Below are 17,044 nucleotides of genomic sequence, written 5' to 3' on the forward strand. Positions count from 1 at the left end.
GCCATGAGCCTGGAAAACATCTCTTGCCAGAAAAGCTTCGGCGGCTGGCACAAGCGCTACCGACACCGTTCCCAGGTGCTCGGTTGCGACATGGTCTTTGCGGTCTACCTGCCACCACAGGCCGAGCAGGGCGAAAAACTGCCGGTGCTGTATTGGCTCAGCGGCCTGACCTGCACGGATGAAAACTTCATGCAGAAGGCCGGGGCACACAAGCTTGCCGCGGAGCTCGGGTTGATCATCGTCGCCCCCGATACCAGTCCGCGCGGGCCTCAGGTCCCGGGCGACCCGGAGGGTGCCTGGGACTTCGGGCTGGGAGCCGGTTTCTACCTCAATGCCAGCGAGCAGCCCTGGTCCCAGCACTACCGTATGCATGACTACGTGGTACAGGAGCTGCCTGCGCTGGTCGAGGCGCATTTCCCGGCGTCTGATCGTCGCGGTATCAGCGGCCACTCCATGGGCGGGCATGGTGCGTTGGTGTGCGCGCTGCGCAATCCCGGGCGCTACCGTTCGGTGTCGGCCTTTGCGCCGATCAGCAATCCGATGGACTGTCCCTGGGGCCAGAAGGCCTTCTCCCGTTACCTGGGGGAAGACCGGGCGCGCTGGCGCGAATGGGACGCCACGGTGTTGATGGCCGAGGCACAGGAGCGTCTGCCGTTGTTGGTGGATCAGGGCGATCGCGACGATTTTCTCGACAATCAGCTCAAGCCCCAGGCATTGATCCAGGCGGCCAAGGCGGCCGGTCATCCGCTGGAGCTGCGTTTGCAGCCAGGCTATGACCACAGCTATTACTTTATCGCCAGCTTCATTGATGAGCACTTGCGCCACCATGGCGTGGCCCTGGGTTTGTTGTAGGCGCTGCCCTACAAATAAGCCCAAGGCCCGGCAAAGCAGGTAGAATCACGCCCTGACTCAATCAGGGCGTTTTTTTATGCGTATTGGCCACGGCTACGATGTGCACCGCTTCGCGGAAGGCGATTTCATCACCTTGGGTGGGGTGCGCATTGCGCACAAGTTCGGGCTGCTGGCCCATTCCGATGGCGACGTCGTGCTGCATGCCTTGAGCGATGCCTTGCTGGGCGCCGCTGCGCTTGGGGACATCGGCAAGCATTTCCCCGATACCGATCCGCAGTTCAAGGGCGCTGACAGCCGCGTACTGTTGCGCCACGTAGTGAAGATCGTCCAGGCCAAGGGCTGGAAGGTCGGTAACGTCGACGCCACCATCGTGGCCCAGGCGCCGAAGATGGCACCGCATATCGAAACCATGCGCCAACTGATCGCCCAGGACCTTCAGGTCGAGCTCGACCAGGTCAACGTCAAGGCGACGACCACTGAGAAGCTTGGTTTCACAGGTCGTGAAGAAGGCATTGCCGTCCACGCCGTGGCGATGTTGTTGTCAGCATGACCGAACTGGAACTTCTGGGCCCGCGCGCATCGGGCCAGGCGCTGGGCAGCGCGATTCTCAAGGCTACTGCCGAAGACTTCCAGGTGGACGAAGTCCTGGATATTCCGCTCTCGGGCAATGGTGAACACTTGTGGCTGTGGGTCGAAAAACGCGACCTGAACACCGAAGAGGCGGCACGCCGCCTGGCTCGGGCAGCAGGCGTACCGCTGCGCAGCATCAGCTATGCCGGCCTCAAGGACCGTCAGGCGCTGACCCGCCAGTGGTTCAGCCTGCACTTGCCCGGCAAGGCCGATCCTGACTTCGGCGCAGCCGAGAACGAGACCCTCAGCATCCTCAAGCGCACCCGGCACTCACGCAAACTGCAGCGCGGCGCGCATTCGGCCAATGGCTTCACCCTGCGCCTGACAGGCCTGGTCGCCGACCAGGCGGCCCTGGATGCGCGACTTGAACTGCTGCGTTGTCAGGGCGTGCCGAACTATTTCGGCACCCAGCGCTTCGGTCACGCCGGCGGCAACGTTCATGATGCCCGGGATTGGGCTTCCCGCCAGGCATTGCCGGAGCAACGCAACGTGCGTTCACGGCTGCTCTCCAGTGCCCGCAGTTATTTGTTCAACCAGGTGTTGGCAGCGCGTGTTGCCGACGGCAGCTGGCAAACGGCCCAGGTCGGTGACCTGCTGGCGTTCACCGACAGTCGCAGCTTTTTCCCGGCCGGCGAAGCGGAGTGTTCCGATCCTCGCCTGGCCATTCTGGACCTGCACCCCACCGGCCCGCTGTGGGGCGAAGGAGCACCGGGCACCGGTGGTGCTACCGGCGAGCTCGAGCAGGGCATTGGCGAGCAACACGCTTCGTTGTGCCAATGGTTGGCGCGAGCAGGCCTGAATCAGGAGCGTCGTATCCTGCGACTGCCCATTGGCGGCCTGACGTGGCATTATCCCGAGCCTGATATTCTGCAACTGGAATTCGTCCTTCCGGCCGGATGCTTTGCCACCGTCGTGGTGCGCGAGCTTGTTGATCTGGTGGCGGCAGGGCAGACGGATAGCCCATGCGTATTCTGATTTCGAACGACGACGGCGTCACCGCACCCGGACTTGCAGCGCTGCATGCTGCGCTGGCGGATTATGCTGATTGTGTGGTCATCGCCCCGGACCAAGACAAAAGCGGTGCCAGCAGTTCGCTGACGCTCGATCGGCCGCTGTGCCCGCAAACCTTGGCCAACGGCTACATCAGCCTCAACGGTACACCGACCGACTGCGTGCACCTGGGGCTCAACGGGTTGTTGGAGCAAACGCCGGACATGGTGGTGTCGGGGATCAACCTGGGTGCCAACCTGGGCGATGATGTGCTGTACTCCGGGACAGTGGCAGCAGCATTGGAGGGGCGCTTCCTGGGTGGCACCTCCTTTGCCTTTTCGCTGCTTTCACGTTTGCCTGACAACCTGCCGACGGCTGCCTATATTGCACGCAAGCTGGTTGAAGCTCACGAGAGCCTGGCATTGCCACCTCGTACGGTGTTGAACGTCAACATCCCCAACCTGCCGCTTGAGCATATCCGGGGTATCCAGCTGACTCGCCTGGGGCATCGTGCACGCGCCGCGGCACCGACCAAGGTGGTCAATCCCAGGGGCAAGGAGGGTTATTGGATTGCCGTGGCCGGGGATGCCGAGGATGGCGGACCAGGCACGGATTTTCATGCGGTGATGCAGGGCTATGTATCGATCACTCCATTACAGTTGGACCGTACCTTCAATGACGCTTTCGAGCGCCTGGATGGCTGGCTGGAGGGGTTGCTCTGATGCGAGAACAGGAGGATCTGATGCGCCACGGTATCGGTTTTACCTCGCAGCGAACCCGTGAACGGCTGATTCAACGTTTGATCGAAGAAGGTGTATCCAACCCCCAGGTGCTCGATGTGCTGCGGCGCACGCCACGTCACCTGTTTGTCGACGAGGCGTTGGCTCATCGCGCCTACGAAGATACCGCGCTGCCTATCGGCAACAACCAGACCATCTCCCAGCCGTTCATGGTTGCGCACATGAGCGAACTGCTGCTCGAGGCCGGCCCATTGGACAAGGTGCTGGAGATTGGTACCGGCTCCGGTTATCAAACAGCCATCCTTGCTCAACTGGTAGAGCGGGTTTTTTCCGTGGAGCGCATCAAGGTCTTGCAGGATCGCGCCAAGGAGCGCCTGACCGAACTCAACCTGCGCAATGTGGTGTTTCGCTGGGGTGATGGCTGTGAAGGGTGGCCGGCGCTGGCACCGTATAACGGCATCATTGTCACCGCCGTGGCGCCCGAAGTTCCCCAGGCCTTGCTCGACCAGCTTGCGCCGGGCGGGCGCATGGTCATTCCGGTGGGGTCGACCGGGGAGTCGCAGCAGCTGATGCTCATCGTGCGTGAAGAACAAGGGTTCTCGCGGCGGGTAATGGGCTCCGTGCGCTTTGTGCCCCTGCTCAGCGGCCCGCTGGCCTGATCGAATCTATTTTTTTGCCGCGGCAGAATTTCACCGACATTGCCCTGTCTATCTGGCGGGCTATCTTGGTTTGTCGGGTGTCACATTTTGCGTATGCCTGTGATCCGCAAGGTGTAGGTGCTCGGGTATAATTGCAACAATATTGCATTTTCACAGCAGTCACCATCAGAGGGAGCGGCGGGTGGGTCACACAATCAGTCGGCAGCGCAGGGACTTTTCGAGCTACAAGCTTCTGGTGATTGCACTTGCCCTGGGTACGCTGATTTCCGGTTGTTCAAGCACGTCCTCCAATAGTGCGCGAGTTGTCGATCGCAATGCGCCTGTAGCCAAGCGCCCTGCAGTTACCAGTGGCCAGTACGTCGTGCGTCCGGGCGATACCTTGTACTCCATCGCGTTCCGTTATGGCTGGGACTACAAAGACCTGGCCGCGCGCAATGGCATCACGGCGCCCTATACCATTCGCGTCGGGCAGGCGATCCGTTTCGACGGTCGCTCCGGTGCGCCTGCCGGGGGAACGACGACCGTTGTCACCAGTTCGTCCTCGCCGTCGAGCAAGACCACCGTCACCACCCGGCCTGCCGGTACGCCTGCCAAGGCGGCGACCCCGGCGACCCCTGTGCCCCCTCCGGTTGCTACGCCTGCCACACCTGCAGCGCCCGCCCAGGTACCTGCTGCAGAGCGTTCGGTGGGCGGCTGGGCCTGGCCGGCCAATGGCGTGTTGATTGGAAAATTCGCTTCAAACGGTAGTTTGAATAAAGGCATTGATATCGCCGGTGATTTGGGACAGCCTGTTTTTGCTGCGTCTGATGGTTCAGTTGTCTACGCCGGGAGTGGCTTGCGGGGCTACGGCGAGTTGGTAATCATCAAGCACAGCGATACCTACGTCAGCGCCTACGGTCACAACCGCAGGCTATTGGTTCGGGAGGGACAGCAGGTCAAAGTTGGGCAGACAATTGCCGAAATGGGTTCCACGGGCACGGACCGGGTGAAGCTGCATTTTGAGATTCGCCGCCAGGGCAAACCTGTTGATCCGCTGCAATTCCTGCCGCGTCGTTGATTGCTAGACCCGGCCTGTTCCTCGCGTAGAGGGGACAGGCTCCAGCGTTGCCAGGGATATAGGCGTCGCTTGAGTCTGAGTTCGAACTCAGCAAAGGACTATAACAATGGCTCTCAACAAAGAAGTGCCGGAGTTTGACATCGACGATGAAGTGCTCCTGATGGAGACGGGCATCGTTTTGGAAACGGATGTGGTGTCAGACGAACCTGCTGTATCTTCGGTTCGGACAAGGGCCAAGCAAGGCTCTTCGCTAAAGCAACACAAGTACATCGATTACACTCGGGCACTTGACGCAACCCAGCTTTACCTCAATGAAATCGGTTTCTCGCCTCTTCTCTCGCCAGAGGAAGAAGTCCATTTTGCACGGCTGTCGCAAAGTGGCGACCCAGCCGGTCGCAAGCGGATGATCGAAAGCAACTTGCGCCTGGTAGTGAAAATCGCCCGACGCTATGTGAATCGAGGGCTTTCACTGCTGGACCTGATCGAAGAGGGCAACCTTGGGTTGATTCGCGCGGTCGAGAAGTTCGACCCTGAGCGTGGTTTCCGATTCTCTACCTATGCTACCTGGTGGATTCGGCAAACCATCGAACGGGCGATCATGAACCAGACCCGTACCATTCGCTTGCCCATTCACGTGGTCAAGGAACTGAACGTCTACCTGCGCGCCGCACGGGAACTCACCCAGAAGCTCGATCACGAACCGTCCCCGGAAGAGATTGCCAGTCTGCTGGAAAAACCAGTGGGTGAAGTCAAGCGCATGCTTGGGCTGAACGAGCGGGTGTCGTCGGTTGATGTGTCCCTGGGCCCGGATTCTGACAAGACGCTACTCGATACCCTCACCGATGACCGCCCAACCGACCCTTGCGAGCTGCTTCAGGATGATGACCTGTCCCAGAGCATCGACCAGTGGTTGAGCGAGCTCACCGACAAGCAGCGTGAAGTGGTGATTCGCCGCTTCGGCCTCAGGGGGCATGAGAGCAGCACCCTGGAGGATGTAGGTTTGGAGATTGGCCTGACGCGTGAGCGGGTTCGCCAGATCCAGGTCGAGGGCCTCAAGCGCCTGCGTGAGATCCTCGAGAAAAACGGTTTGTCCAGCGAGTCGCTGTTCCAGTAACAACGCCTTGCAGCAAAGAACGCCTCGACTTTGTCGGGGCGTTTTTGTATGTGACTTCACCGCTTGAAGGGGAAACCTCTCCTGCTGTTGCAGCGGAAACATCCGGTTCTGGATAAAAGCGTCCTCACGCCGTTGGTACTGTTCTTGTTTGTGTAAGACTTAGCTTACGCATCATGTAAGCCATTGCTGTGAGTTTAAGTAAATGGTTGTCGTTTTTAGTGTGGTCTTTTATTTAAGCTATTGATTTAAAATGCATTTTTTAAATGCAGCCACTAAGTTCAAGCTACATCGCCAGCGTTGGGTGCTATTGCTTGTAACGCTGCAGGCGCTAGTATTTGAACTGTGTCTACGGACTGACACAGGCTTTCAAGGATGAAGGTCAGGACATCGCAGGATGCGATTCATCAGGATGATGAAAGGGATCAAAGGGACTACGGAAAAAATGTGGGCGGGTCAAACCGCCCCTTTTTTTGCCCGGCCCAAACATGAAAAAAAGGCCCCTAGGGGCCTTTTTTTGATCTTCAAACGCCTAGCGTTCCAGATCGGCGATCTTGCCTGGCTTGCCGTCCCACTCTTCGGCATCTGGCAGAGCGTCTTTGCGCTCGGTGATGTTCGGCCAGATTTCCGCAAGCTCGGCATTGAGCTCAATGAAGTTCTCCATGCCACTTGGCACTTCATCTTCCGAGAAAATGGCTTGGGCGGGGCATTCAGGCTCGCACAGTGCACAATCGATGCACTCATCCGGGTGAATGACCAGGAAGTTCGGGCCTTCGTAGAAGCAGTCCACCGGACAGACTTCTACGCAGTCGGTGTACTTGCACTTGATGCAGTTGTCGGTGACGACGAAGGTCATTTCTAATTCTCTCCTCAGGCGACGGCAGCGATACCCTTCCAGACAGGGTCGCGCGGTTTGGTCGTTCGGCTGCAGGCCAGGCTAGTAACCTGCAGCATCGCCAAACCGCGCGGGATTCTATCAGCTTGTGCGGGCGCGCGTTATAACAGAGTCTTCAGTGTATAGAGCATTTCGATAGCTTGGCGTGGCGTCATATTGTCCAGGTCCAGCTTCCCGAGCTTCTCGATGGCTGGGTGTGGCAGGCTGGCAAACAGGTCGCTCTGGTGCGGGATATCTGCCGCACCCTTGGTCAAGACAGGTGTTTCATGGGGTAGGCTGGCCGTTTCGAGGCGCCCCAGATGCTCACGGGCACGCTGGATAACCGGAGTCGGCACACCGGCCAACTGGGCAACGGCCAGGCCGTAGCTCTGGCTGGCAGGCCCGGGAAGTACGTGGTGCAGGAATACGATCCGCTCATTGTGCTCGGTAGCGTTCAGGTGGACGTTCGCCACCAGCGGCTCGTTTTCCGGCAGTACGGTCAATTCAAAGTAATGCGTGGCGAACAGCGTGTAGGCGCGCAACTGGGCCAGGCGCTCGGCTGCCGCCCAGGCCAGCGACAGGCCGTCGAAGGTGCTGGTGCCGCGGCCCACTTCGTCCATCAGCACCAGGCTGCGGTCGGTGGCGTTGTGCAGGATGTTGGCGGTTTCGCTCATCTCGACCATGAACGTCGAGCGTCCGCCCGCCAGGTCATCGCTGGAGCCGATTCGGGTGAAGATTCGATCGACCAGCGACAGCTCACAGCTGGCGGCCGGCACGAAGCTGCCGATATGTGCCATCAGGACAATGAGGGCAGTCTGACGCATGTAGGTGGATTTACCGCCCATGTTCGGACCGGTGATCACCAGCATGCGAGTGTTGTCGTCCAGCGACAGGTCGTTGGCCACAAACGGAGTGGTCAGCACTTGCTCGACCACAGGATGGCGACCCTGGTTGATGCGCATGCACGGCTCGTCGACGAAGGTCGGGCAGTTCAGGTCCAGGTTCAGCGCACGTTCGGCCAGGTTGCTCAGCACATCCAGTTCGGCCAGGGCGGCGGCGGTGTCTTGCAGCGGTGCCAGATGGCTGATCAGGGTTTCGAGCAGCGCGTCATAGAGCATCTTCTCTCGAGCCAGGGCGCGGCTTTTGGCCGACAGTGCCTTGTCTTCGAAGGTTTTCAGCTCCGGAGTGATAAAGCGCTCGGCGCCTTTTAGGGTCTGGCGCCGGATATAGTCGGCAGGTGCCTGCTCGGCTTGTTTGCTCGGCAGTTCGATGAAATAACCGTGAACACGGTTGTAGCCGACCTTGAGATTGGCAAGGCCGGTACGCGCTTTTTCCCGGGCTTCCAGGTCGATGAGGAACTGGCCGGCGTTCTCGCTCATGGCCAGCAGCTCGTCCAGCTCTCCGTCGTAGCCGGTCTTGAGCACGCCGCCGTCACGAATTACCGCGGGTGGACTATCGACGATGGCTTTTTCCAGCAGATCGGCCAGCTCCGGATAGGTACCGGCGATGGCTGCCAGGCGGGCGAGATGCGGCGCCTCAAGTTCGGCCATGGCATTTTGCAACTCGGGCAGGGCGCCGAGGGCATCTCGCAGGCGGGCCAGGTCCCGTGGGCGAGCATTGCGCAGGCCGATACGGGCGAGAATCCGCTCGATGTCGCCGATTTCCTTGAGTTGTGGTTGCAGCTTCTCGAAGCGGTAGCTGTCGAGCAGGCAGCGAATCGACCCCTGGCGAGCCTGAAGCACTTTCAGGTCACGCAGCGGACGGTTCAGCCAGCGGGTCAGCAAACGGCTGCCCATGGCGGTCTGGCAGCGGTCGATGACCGACTGCAGGGTATTGTCGCGCCCACCGGCCAGGTTGACGTCCAGCTCCAGGTTGCGACGGCTGGCGCCGTCGAGCACCACTGTGTCGTCCAGGCGCTCATGCTTGAGGCTGCGCAAATGGGGCAGGGCGGTGCGCTGGGTTTCCTTGGCGTAGCCGAGCAGGCAGCCCGCAGCGCCAATGGCCAGGGTCAACTTTTCACAGCCAAAACCCTTGAGGTCCTGGGTTGCGAACTGCTGGCACAGGCTCTTGCGTGCCGAGTCACGGTCGAAGTCCCAAGGCGCGCGACGACGGGCGCCACGGCGCTTCTCGGCCGGCAGGCCTTGAGGCCAGTCGTCCGGAATCAACAGCTCCACCGGATTGATACGTTCGAGCTCGGCCAGCAGGTTTTCCCAGCCTTTTATCTCCAGCACGGTGAAGTTGCCGCTGGTGATGTCCAGCACTGCCAGGCCGAACAGGCGTTCGTCTCCCAGCACGGCAGCGATCAGGTTGTCGCGGCGCTCATCGAGCAGCGCTTCATCACTGACGGTGCCCGGCGTGATAATCCGCACCACCTGGCGCTCGACCGGCCCTTTGCTGGTGGCCGGGTCGCCGATCTGCTCGCAGATCACCACCGACTCGCCCAGCTTTACCAGCTTGGCCAGGTACCCTTCGGCTGCGTGGAAGGGGATACCACACATGGGGATCGACTGGCCCGCCGACTGCCCGCGGGCAGTCAGGGTAATATCCAGGAGTTTTGCGGCTTTCTTCGCATCTTCATAGAAGATCTCGTAGAAGTCGCCCATGCGGTAGAACATCAGCTGGTCCGGGTGCTGGTTTTTCAGCTTCCAGTACTGCTGCATCATCGGAGTGTGTGCGGAAAGATCGCTCATTACAGAAACTTGGCTCGCAGTGTCGTTTAGACCAAAGGCAAGCGGGCAATGGTACAGGGATTTTGCCCTGGATGCCGAGGCCATCGGCCGCGCCGCGACCTTTTGTCCATGCACTTTCGTGCATTGGAGCAATTGCAATTTGCCCAATCGCTCTGCATTATGCAGTTTATGCAAAAACGCAATGTAGCATCCGTCCTCAGAGCACTGCTCGACCGCCACGGTATCTCCCCCACGGAGCTTCACCGGCGTACCGGCGTGCCGCAATCCACCTTGTCGCGCATCCTCAGCGAGAAAATCGTCGATCCGTCCGATAAGCATGTGTCAAAAATCGCCGAGTACTTCGGGGTAAGTACCGATCAACTGCGTGGTCGTGTCGACCTGGGCGAGAGCCGCGAGGCGGTGCCAGCCCGCAGCCATGCCGAGTTGCACGACATCAGCCTGTGGGATGACGACACCCCGATCGAGGACGACGAGGTGTCCATTCCGTTTCTTCGCGAGGTCGAATTGGCAGCAGGATCAGGACGATTCGTCATCGAGGAAAGCGAGAAGGCCAGCCTGCGCTTCGGCAAGCGCAGCCTGCGCCACAACGGCGTGCAATTCGACCAGGCCAAATGCGTCACCGTACGTGGCAACAGCATGCTGCCGGTGCTGCGCGATGGCGCCACGGTGGGGGTCAATGCCGGCAAGAGCGGCATTGGCGACATCGTCGACGGTGATCTCTATGCCATCAATCACAATGGTCAGCTGCGCGTGAAGCAGCTCTATCGCCTACCTACCGGCATCCGCCTGCGCAGCTTCAACCGCGACGAGCATCCGGATGAAGACTACAGCTTCCAGCAGATGCAGGAAGAGCAGATCAGCATCCTCGGCCACGTCTTCTGGTGGGGCATGTACGCCCGCTGAAGTGTCTACGCGATGTGAAAAACCCGCCTTGGCGGGTTTTTTTTCGCCTGCTGAAAACCCGTAAGCCCTTACCAGGCAAGGCTCCAATGCATATGCGCATATCGGCGCGCATAAATATTTCCACAAATGCATTGACTGCATATGCATCAATGCATAATCTTTGTCTCAAGCCGGCCGACACCGGTAGCAGAAAAGGCAGCGATGGATCGGCCTCAACGATTCAGAGGGTTGGCAACTGGCCCGGGTGTGCAGCGTAAAGCACCACAAGCAGTTATCCGGCGGGCAGGCGGCCGCGGTCGGAGGAACAATTTGAAGCGCAGTTGCACAGGGCACCAGACGTGGCTGGCAACTGAACAACGCATTACTGAAAAGCCTGGGCAGCCCCGGGCTTTTTGGAATGCCGAGTGACCGGCTCTACAACAGACGCCGCAGGCAATCTGCCGAGCGGACTTACCAAAGGAGACAGGACAGTGACAAACGAGCAACAGACGTTGCTGGAAATGCCGATCTGGCTGGTGATCGTCCTGGCTTTGCTGGGCGGCTTGAGCGGCGAAATGTGGCGTGCAGATAAGGAGGGCGCCCGTGGCTGGGCACTGGTCCGGCGTCTGCTGCTGCGCTCGGGGGCCTGCATGGTCTGCGGTGTGTCCACGGTAATGCTGTTGTATGCCAGCGGCATGTCGATCTGGAGCGCCAGTGCCTTTGGCTGCCTGACGGCCATGGCCGGGGCTGATATGGCGATCGGCCTTTATGAGCGGTGGGCGGCGAGGCGGTTGGGTATGGAAATGCAACGGCCGGATATTCACCACCGGGGTCATAAAAAGAGGGAGTGATCATGTGCGAACTGACGACCTTGCACCAGGCTATCACCGCGACCATCAAGACAGCCATGCCAGAACTGGCAACGGTCGATGCCTATGGGGGCGCCGATAGCAGCACGGCCATGCCGGCGCTGTTTCATTCCATTACCGCCTTGAGGCCCGCTGTCGACCCTGGCGATGGTCGCTCATGCATCCTGGCGACCATCGAGGCACGGATCCTTGTGGATGTCGGCGATACCCAGGCGCTTCTGCGCGCTGTCACGCTGGCTACCCAGTTGGCGGTGCTCTTGCGCAAGCAGTTCTGGGGGGTCGACTTCGTTGAAGAAGCGAACAACGTTCAAGCGGTACCGGTTGTAGCCGACCCGGTCTTACCAGCCCCAGTCACCTGGCAAGTGAAGTGGGAGCAGGTTCTACGCCTTGGCACCATGCAATGGCCCTGGCCTGATGAGCCAGGCCCGGTGGCTTTTGCCTTCAGCCCAGACACCGGCCCCGGCCATGAAGCCGATTACCAGTCGCCGGAGGACCTCTCATGAGTTATGCCAGTGCCATGCATGATCGCATGCTCGCCGGCCTGGTCATCCCCTGCTACGTGGTGGCGGTGGACCTGGCAGCCGCCAGGGTGCGTGTATCTGATGGTGCCGGCTGGACCAGTGCCTGGTTACGCTGGCACAGCCTGGGTGCGGGCAAGGCGCGGCACTGGCGTGCCCCCAGTCTCGGCGAGCAGGGCGTGCTGATCAGTGCCAGTGGCGAGCCGGCCCAGGGTACCTTTGTGCCGGGCCTGTACGGCAACGCCGGTGATCCGCCGGACAACCGTGACCACGTCGAGGTCTGGCGCTTTGAGGATGGTGGCTCGCTGATCTACGACTGGCAGTCCAGCAGCTACAGCATCGACCTGCCCAGCGGCACGGTCACTCTTCGGGTCGGCAGCAGTTCGGCAGTGATCAGCGCCGATGCCATTCAAGCAACCGCAGCCACAGTTACCGTAACCGGCGAGGTGCAGATCAACGGCTCCCTACGAGTCACCGGCGACATTTTTGGCGCCGCCAGGATCATCGACACCGGCGGCAATACTGCCAACCACAAACACTGAAACCAGCCCGCCACCTGCGGGCTTTTTTATGCCTGGAGACATCATGGGTACTTCGAGAAAGCACACTGCTTCACCACCTGCGGCCAACGCCTTGGTGTTTCGCGATGCGCTCTACACATCACGGGTTCTGATCTTGCCAGACAACCGACAATTGATCGTCAGCAGCGGGCAGGTAACTGCATCGCCTGACGATGACGTCGCCCTGGTGTACCTACAGGAGCATCCGCACTTCAAGCCAACGGAGTAGCGCCATGATCGGAATGGATCGCCGGACAGGTCTGCCGATATCGGCCACCACGCATTTGCGCCAATCCATTGAAGACATTCTGACCACGCCGCTGGGCAGCCGGCGCATGCGGCCGGACTACGGCAGCAAACTGCGCCGTTTTGTCGATCTGCCGGTGAATGAGGGCTGGAAGAGTGCGGTACAGGCAGAGGTTGCCCGAGCACTGGGTCGTTGGGAACCGCGTCTGACGCTTGAGCGAGTGACGGTCACCGCCGTGATTGACGGGCAGATCACGCTGCAACTGACAGGACGCTACCTGACGCAACCCATGACTCTGGAGGTCAGCGCATGATTGATATGTCCCTGTTGCCACCACCAGAGGTGGTAGAGACGTTGGAGTTTGAAACGCTGTACCAGAATGTGCTGGCCGATTTTCGTCTGCAGATGGGCGAGCAGTGGACTGCTCAACTGGAGTCGGACCCCATCGTCAAGTTGCTGGAGTTGGCGGCTTTTCAAAAAATGCTCGGGCGGGCTCGGGTCAATGACGCGGCGAAAGCCAGCTTGCTGGCCTATGCCAAGGGTGCAGACCTGGACAACCGCGCCGCCGATTTCGGCGTGCAACGGCTGACCATTACCCCGGCTGATCCGGACGCGTTGCCACCGGTGCATGCGGTCATGGAAGACGACGATGCATTGCGATACCGCACACGGTTGTCGTTGGAGGCGCTGTCCGTCGCTGGCAGTCGTGGCGCTTATGAGTTTCACGGCCTGAGCGCATCAGCCAACGTAGCCAGCGTGTCGGTGGATTCACCGACCTTCAAGGGCGTACCGATCAGCACGGCCATTCAGACACAGTTGCCAGCAGGAGCGATCGTACTGGTTTGCGACTATTCAGCCGGTCTGGACAAGCCGTTGCCGGGGGACGTGTCGCTGGCCGTGTTGTCACGACCCGCCAGCGCGGTACCGGGGATCGAACTGGTGGAAGCGGTGCAGGCGGTGCTGTCGGCCGAGGAGGTGCGGCCGTTGACGGACCGGCCCCGTGTCCAGTTGGCCCAGCCTGTCGAGTTCAATGTGGTTGCTACCCTGGAGCTCGATACCGGACCAGACCCGTTGGTGGTCAAGGCCGCATCGCGGGCCAGCCTGGACAGTGTGCTGAGTGCCGCGCGGCGCCTGGAGGGGCAATTGTCGTTGTCGGCAATTTATGCCGCCTTGCATGTAACCGGTGTACGCCGGGTCCGGTTGATTCAACCGGCAGAAGATGTGGTCTGCGACCAGCGACATTACCCCAGTTGCAATGGCGTCACGCTGTCCTCTGAGGTGCTCTCATGAGTCTGCTGCCACTGAATGCGACCGACTTGGAGAGGGCCCTGGCCGCGGCTTGCGACCTGAGCATTGACCCGCAGGTCATCCGTGGTGTGGCTGACTCGGAGCGCTGTCCGGCCGACTTTCTGCCTTGGTTGGCGTGGGCCATGAAGGTCGATGGTTGGGGCGCGGCTGAAACCGAAGAGCAGCAGCGCGCCCTGATTCGTGACGCGATCCCGGTACACAAGACCAAAGGTACGGTCGGTGCAGTGCGTCGGGTGCTGAAGGCAGTACGGGTCAACTCTCAATACAAGGAATGGCACCAGATCCCCGGTGCCGCGCCCTTCACCTTCCAGCTCACTGCGTGGGTCAACAACAACCGACCCGGTGAGGGTTCGATTCTTTCACCGCAGTTGTACGCTCGGTTGCGAGCCCTGGTAGACGCCGTCAAGAATGAGCGAAGCCATTATGACTTTCGTCTGGGGGCCGGCTTCGATGGTGGTTTGCATCTGGGCAGCGCCGCTCAGGTGCGCACCGTCTACCGCCGTTCGGTGGAGGCTCAGGGCGTGCCGCTCGATCCGGCGCTGCAGGGCCTGCAACTGGGCAACGCTACCCACCTGCGCTGCGTGGTTCGACGGTCTGTCGAGGCGCAGGGCATTCCGATCAACGCTGAACAGGGCCTGCAGATCGCTAACGCGGTACGGCTCCGCATTGTCGTGCGTGGCACGATGGAGGCTGTTCTATGAGTACACCCTTACAACCCGTCATTACCAAGGCCGGCCTGGCCGCGATCTGGCGGGCCGATAACACCGGCGTGGCGGCTGAAATTACCCACGTCGTCCTGGGCACGGCGGGTTATACCCCACGAACCGACCAGAAGAGCCTGCAGGCGCAAGTCGCCAAGTACCCCATTGCCGGCGGCGAGCGGCTGAGCAGCACGCAAATTCACCTGACCGCTGTCGCCGATGGTGAGCGCGCCTTTTGGGTCCGCGAGGTCGGTTTTCTGCTGAGTGACGGCACCTTGTTGGCGGTGTGGTCGCACCCCACTGAGGCGCTGACCTACAAGCCTGCCGATGCGGACTTGCTGCTGGCCTATGACGTGTCGCTGGCGGCGCTTCCGGCCGACAGCGTAACCATCAACAGTATCCCGGGCGGGCTCAACCTGACCTTGGCCGCGCCGCTTGCCGCTCAGGCATCGGCGTTGATCGCCGAGCAGCTGCGCGGTCTGCAGCAGCAAGACCAGATCGTTGATCAGGCGGCCCGACAGCGCATCGCTGGCGAGCAGATCGCCAACCTGATGTTGCGGATGAAAGCCGCCGAGAAGCGCCAGAACGAAGACCGCGACGGCTTGCTAAGTGCGGCGGTCAGTAACGCGGCTGGGCTGATAGCCCTGCAAACCCTTGTTGTCCAACACATCCACGGAGCATAAGACGCTATGAGTCTTGAAACTGATGTTGCCAGCCTGGTAACGCAAACCACCAAGCTGATCGACTACTTCAACGGCCGCAAAGCTAGCATAGACAGTGCTGTCGCCAGTGCTATTGCGGCAGTGCCTGACACTACCCGCACTTGGTGGGTAGACCCCGTGACAGGGAATGACTCAAACGATGGTAAGACTTCTACAACGGCGTTCAAATCCCTTAACAAGGCAATGGCAGCAACCCCGAACGCGGGGCAATGCAACGTCAACCTGATGAACGATTACACGATTGAGGCCAACATTCCCCTCACGGTGAATTACCTCGTGGTCTACGGAATCTACGCCGTTTCCAGCGGGGTTACCCCAAAGATCAAGTTCAAATATCAGGTCTCGACGGATGCAGCCGGCACGCCCAGTACCCAGCTCTCCAGTTTCATTTTTTACAGTCAGGCGGCCAACATCGAGCTTCGCAGCGTGGACATGGACTTGCCATCTCCTGTCGGTATGAGTCCGCAGCCGGTTACCACCCGTATCTGCTCGGCGTTCAAGACCAATGCCGGTTCGTTGCTGCCACCTGTCATTGGTGTGACCCTGCAGTCCGTCAAGGTCAACAAGGCCGCCGATTTTATTGGCGCGCTCGTCGGCCAGGCCTCCAGCGCGGTAATTTTTCAGGCGGTCAATTGCACGTTCCCAAGCGATATGGCTGGCAAATACATCAATACCGTGGCCGCTGCTACAGACCTGAAAATCCTCACCAACGTAATGACCAATCTGGGCACTTTGTAAGGAGCAGCTATGCAAACCACCAACCTGAACGTCACCTATGGCGACAGCGTCTACGCAGGTTTTGACTTCGACGGGCTTCCCCTCGGTGCTGCCCGTATGTCGGCTGCCTTTCAGATTGATCAGGTCGCCGATCAGGCCCGCCGCTCAGTCCTAGGGGATTCGTTGCGTGCTCTTGAGTACCAGCTTACCGCGCAGGAGGCTCGGGCATTCATGGCGGCGAACTACGAAAGGGCAGTGCCGCCGACCGTGCAAGCCTGGATGGATGCCGTAGGTAAGGACGCGAAATCGGCCACCGCCGACATTCTGGCCGAGGCCAGCGACTGGGAAGGCGCGTTGCACAAAATCCGCGCAGCACGCCTCAAGGGCAAGCATGAAGTGCTGCAGGCGTCGAGCCATGCAGAGGCCGAGGTAATCGCTGACGAGGCCATTGCCGCGATCCGTGCAGGTATTCAGGGCGTCGGCAACGCCGCCTGATCCTTCCCCCACAAAGTCAACCCAAGGCCGCCTAGAGCGGTTTTTTTGTGCCTGGAGAAAGCACCTTGAGTCCAACCAGCTGGCAGCAAGCCCTGGCGGGCCTGCTCATCATGGCCCTGGTCTAGGGCTTTCTGGCGCTGTTCGGCGTTCCGTCCGGGCAGTGGGTCGGCGCCGCTGCCGGCGTCTTCTTTTTCCTGGGCCGTGAGTACACCCACGGCGAGTGCAAGCTGGCCCACGATCTGGCGCTGAACCTGAGTCACCTGCGCTGGTACGACGGTTTACGCGCCTGATGTTGGGGCCAGGCGGCCGTATCGATCTTCTGTTCTCTCTGGTCGCCTAACGGCTGGCCACACCGTTAGTGCCGCTACTTTGACTGGCCTGGGCTGCTTGCAGCCTGATTCGAGCCAACTTCCTTCTATACC

At 60.3% G+C, this 17,044-nt stretch carries 20 protein-coding genes; 18 read left to right on the forward strand and 2 right to left on the reverse strand.

The genetic code is table 11. The annotated features are described in order from the left end of the window. The first annotated feature begins 3 nt into the window (after window positions 1-3). The 7 genes from fghA to rpoS all read left to right on the forward strand — a co-directional run bounded on the left by fghA (window position 4) and on the right by rpoS (window position 6,042). Window positions 4-852, forward strand: coding sequence for an S-formylglutathione hydrolase (gene fghA / locus H621_RS0108670; protein ID WP_028943010.1), 849 nt, complete (start codon window positions 4-6; stop codon window positions 850-852). Between the two features lie 76 nt (window positions 853-928). Next, complete coding sequence (gene ispF / locus H621_RS0108675) at window positions 929-1,402, forward strand: 2-C-methyl-D-erythritol 2,4-cyclodiphosphate synthase (RefSeq protein ID WP_028943011.1); 474 nt, start codon at window positions 929-931, stop codon at window positions 1,400-1,402. Further along, entirely contained in the window at window positions 1,399-2,457 is a 1,059-nt protein-coding gene (gene truD, locus H621_RS0108680) for a tRNA pseudouridine(13) synthase TruD (RefSeq protein ID WP_028943012.1), read from the forward strand. Before ispF ends, truD begins: the two co-directional genes overlap by 4 nt. Beyond that, on the forward strand, window positions 2,445-3,194 hold the full coding sequence (surE, locus tag H621_RS0108685) for a 5'/3'-nucleotidase SurE (RefSeq protein WP_028943013.1): 750 nt from the start codon (window positions 2,445-2,447) through the stop codon (window positions 3,192-3,194). Before truD ends, surE begins: the two co-directional genes overlap by 13 nt. 20 nt (window positions 3,195-3,214) lie before the next feature. Next, window positions 3,215-3,871: a protein-L-isoaspartate(D-aspartate) O-methyltransferase gene (locus H621_RS0108690; protein WP_371919697.1), complete on the forward strand. Its 657-nt coding sequence runs from the start codon at window positions 3,215-3,217 to the stop codon at window positions 3,869-3,871. Window positions 3,872-4,109: 238 nt separating this feature from the next. Beyond that, the gene (locus tag H621_RS0108695) at window positions 4,110-4,928 is read left to right on the forward strand and encodes a peptidoglycan DD-metalloendopeptidase family protein (protein WP_413694608.1); all 819 of its coding nucleotides are present in this window, start codon (window positions 4,110-4,112) and stop codon (window positions 4,926-4,928) included. Between the two features lie 106 nt (window positions 4,929-5,034). Then, the gene (gene rpoS, locus H621_RS0108700) at window positions 5,035-6,042 is read left to right on the forward strand and encodes an RNA polymerase sigma factor RpoS (RefSeq protein WP_028943016.1); all 1,008 of its coding nucleotides are present in this window, start codon (window positions 5,035-5,037) and stop codon (window positions 6,040-6,042) included. A 529-nt stretch (window positions 6,043-6,571) separates the two neighbouring features. On the opposite strand, the gene fdxA is transcribed toward rpoS, so the two are convergent. Both fdxA and mutS read right to left on the reverse strand, forming a co-directional pair. Next, on the reverse strand, window positions 6,572-6,895 hold the full coding sequence (gene fdxA, locus H621_RS0108705) for a ferredoxin FdxA (RefSeq protein ID WP_003252355.1): 324 nt from the start codon (window positions 6,893-6,895) through the stop codon (window positions 6,572-6,574). Between the two features lie 140 nt (window positions 6,896-7,035). Beyond that, complete coding sequence (mutS, locus tag H621_RS0108710; RefSeq protein ID WP_028943017.1) at window positions 7,036-9,603, reverse strand: DNA mismatch repair protein MutS; 2,568 nt, start codon at window positions 9,601-9,603, stop codon at window positions 7,036-7,038. Between the two features lie 159 nt (window positions 9,604-9,762). Between mutS and H621_RS0108715 the strand changes: the two genes are divergently transcribed. The 11 genes from H621_RS0108715 to H621_RS0108765 all read left to right on the forward strand — a co-directional run bounded on the left by H621_RS0108715 (window position 9,763) and on the right by H621_RS0108765 (window position 16,622). Then, the gene (locus tag H621_RS0108715) at window positions 9,763-10,506 is read left to right on the forward strand and encodes a LexA family transcriptional regulator (protein WP_028943018.1); all 744 of its coding nucleotides are present in this window, start codon (window positions 9,763-9,765) and stop codon (window positions 10,504-10,506) included. Window positions 10,507-10,976: 470 nt separating this feature from the next. Next, window positions 10,977-11,336 carry a phage holin family protein gene (locus H621_RS0108720; RefSeq protein WP_028943019.1) on the forward strand — a complete coding sequence of 120 codons (360 nt, stop codon included), beginning with the start codon at window positions 10,977-10,979 and terminating at the stop codon, window positions 11,334-11,336. A 2-nt stretch (window positions 11,337-11,338) separates the two neighbouring features. After that, complete coding sequence (locus H621_RS0108725; RefSeq protein WP_028943020.1) at window positions 11,339-11,857, forward strand: hypothetical protein; 519 nt, start codon at window positions 11,339-11,341, stop codon at window positions 11,855-11,857. After that, a complete protein-coding gene (locus H621_RS0108730) occupies window positions 11,854-12,414 on the forward strand; it encodes a phage baseplate assembly protein V (RefSeq protein ID WP_028943021.1) in 561 nt (186 codons plus the stop codon). The genes H621_RS0108725 and H621_RS0108730 overlap by 4 nt, the downstream gene beginning before the upstream one ends. A 43-nt stretch (window positions 12,415-12,457) precedes the next feature. Continuing rightward, complete coding sequence (locus tag H621_RS26990; protein ID WP_036989599.1) at window positions 12,458-12,661, forward strand: hypothetical protein; 204 nt, start codon at window positions 12,458-12,460, stop codon at window positions 12,659-12,661. A gap of 4 nt (window positions 12,662-12,665) precedes the next feature. After that, a complete protein-coding gene (locus H621_RS0108740; RefSeq protein WP_028943022.1) occupies window positions 12,666-12,992 on the forward strand; it encodes a GPW/gp25 family protein in 327 nt (108 codons plus the stop codon). After that, entirely contained in the window at window positions 12,989-13,969 is a 981-nt protein-coding gene (locus tag H621_RS0108745) for a baseplate assembly protein (RefSeq protein ID WP_028943023.1), read from the forward strand. The genes H621_RS0108740 and H621_RS0108745 overlap by 4 nt, the downstream gene beginning before the upstream one ends. Further along, window positions 13,966-14,688: a phage tail protein I gene (locus tag H621_RS0108750; RefSeq protein ID WP_028943024.1), complete on the forward strand. Its 723-nt coding sequence runs from the start codon at window positions 13,966-13,968 to the stop codon at window positions 14,686-14,688. The genes H621_RS0108745 and H621_RS0108750 overlap by 4 nt, the downstream gene beginning before the upstream one ends. Beyond that, window positions 14,685-15,371: a phage tail-collar fiber domain-containing protein gene (locus H621_RS0108755; protein WP_028943025.1), complete on the forward strand. Its 687-nt coding sequence runs from the start codon at window positions 14,685-14,687 to the stop codon at window positions 15,369-15,371. The genes H621_RS0108750 and H621_RS0108755 overlap by 4 nt, the downstream gene beginning before the upstream one ends. Before the next feature lie 6 nt (window positions 15,372-15,377). Further along, window positions 15,378-16,148 carry a hypothetical protein gene (locus H621_RS0108760; RefSeq protein ID WP_156905604.1) on the forward strand — a complete coding sequence of 257 codons (771 nt, stop codon included), beginning with the start codon at window positions 15,378-15,380 and terminating at the stop codon, window positions 16,146-16,148. A 9-nt stretch (window positions 16,149-16,157) separates the two neighbouring features. After that, window positions 16,158-16,622 (forward strand): hypothetical protein, encoded by a 465-nt coding sequence (locus tag H621_RS0108765; RefSeq protein ID WP_028943027.1) that lies wholly within the window; start codon window positions 16,158-16,160, stop codon window positions 16,620-16,622. Window positions 16,623-17,044 lie beyond the last annotated feature (422 nt).

Source organism: Pseudomonas vranovensis DSM 16006, assembly GCF_000425805.1.
In the GTDB taxonomy this organism is placed as follows: domain Bacteria; phylum Pseudomonadota; class Gammaproteobacteria; order Pseudomonadales; family Pseudomonadaceae; genus Aquipseudomonas; species Aquipseudomonas vranovensis.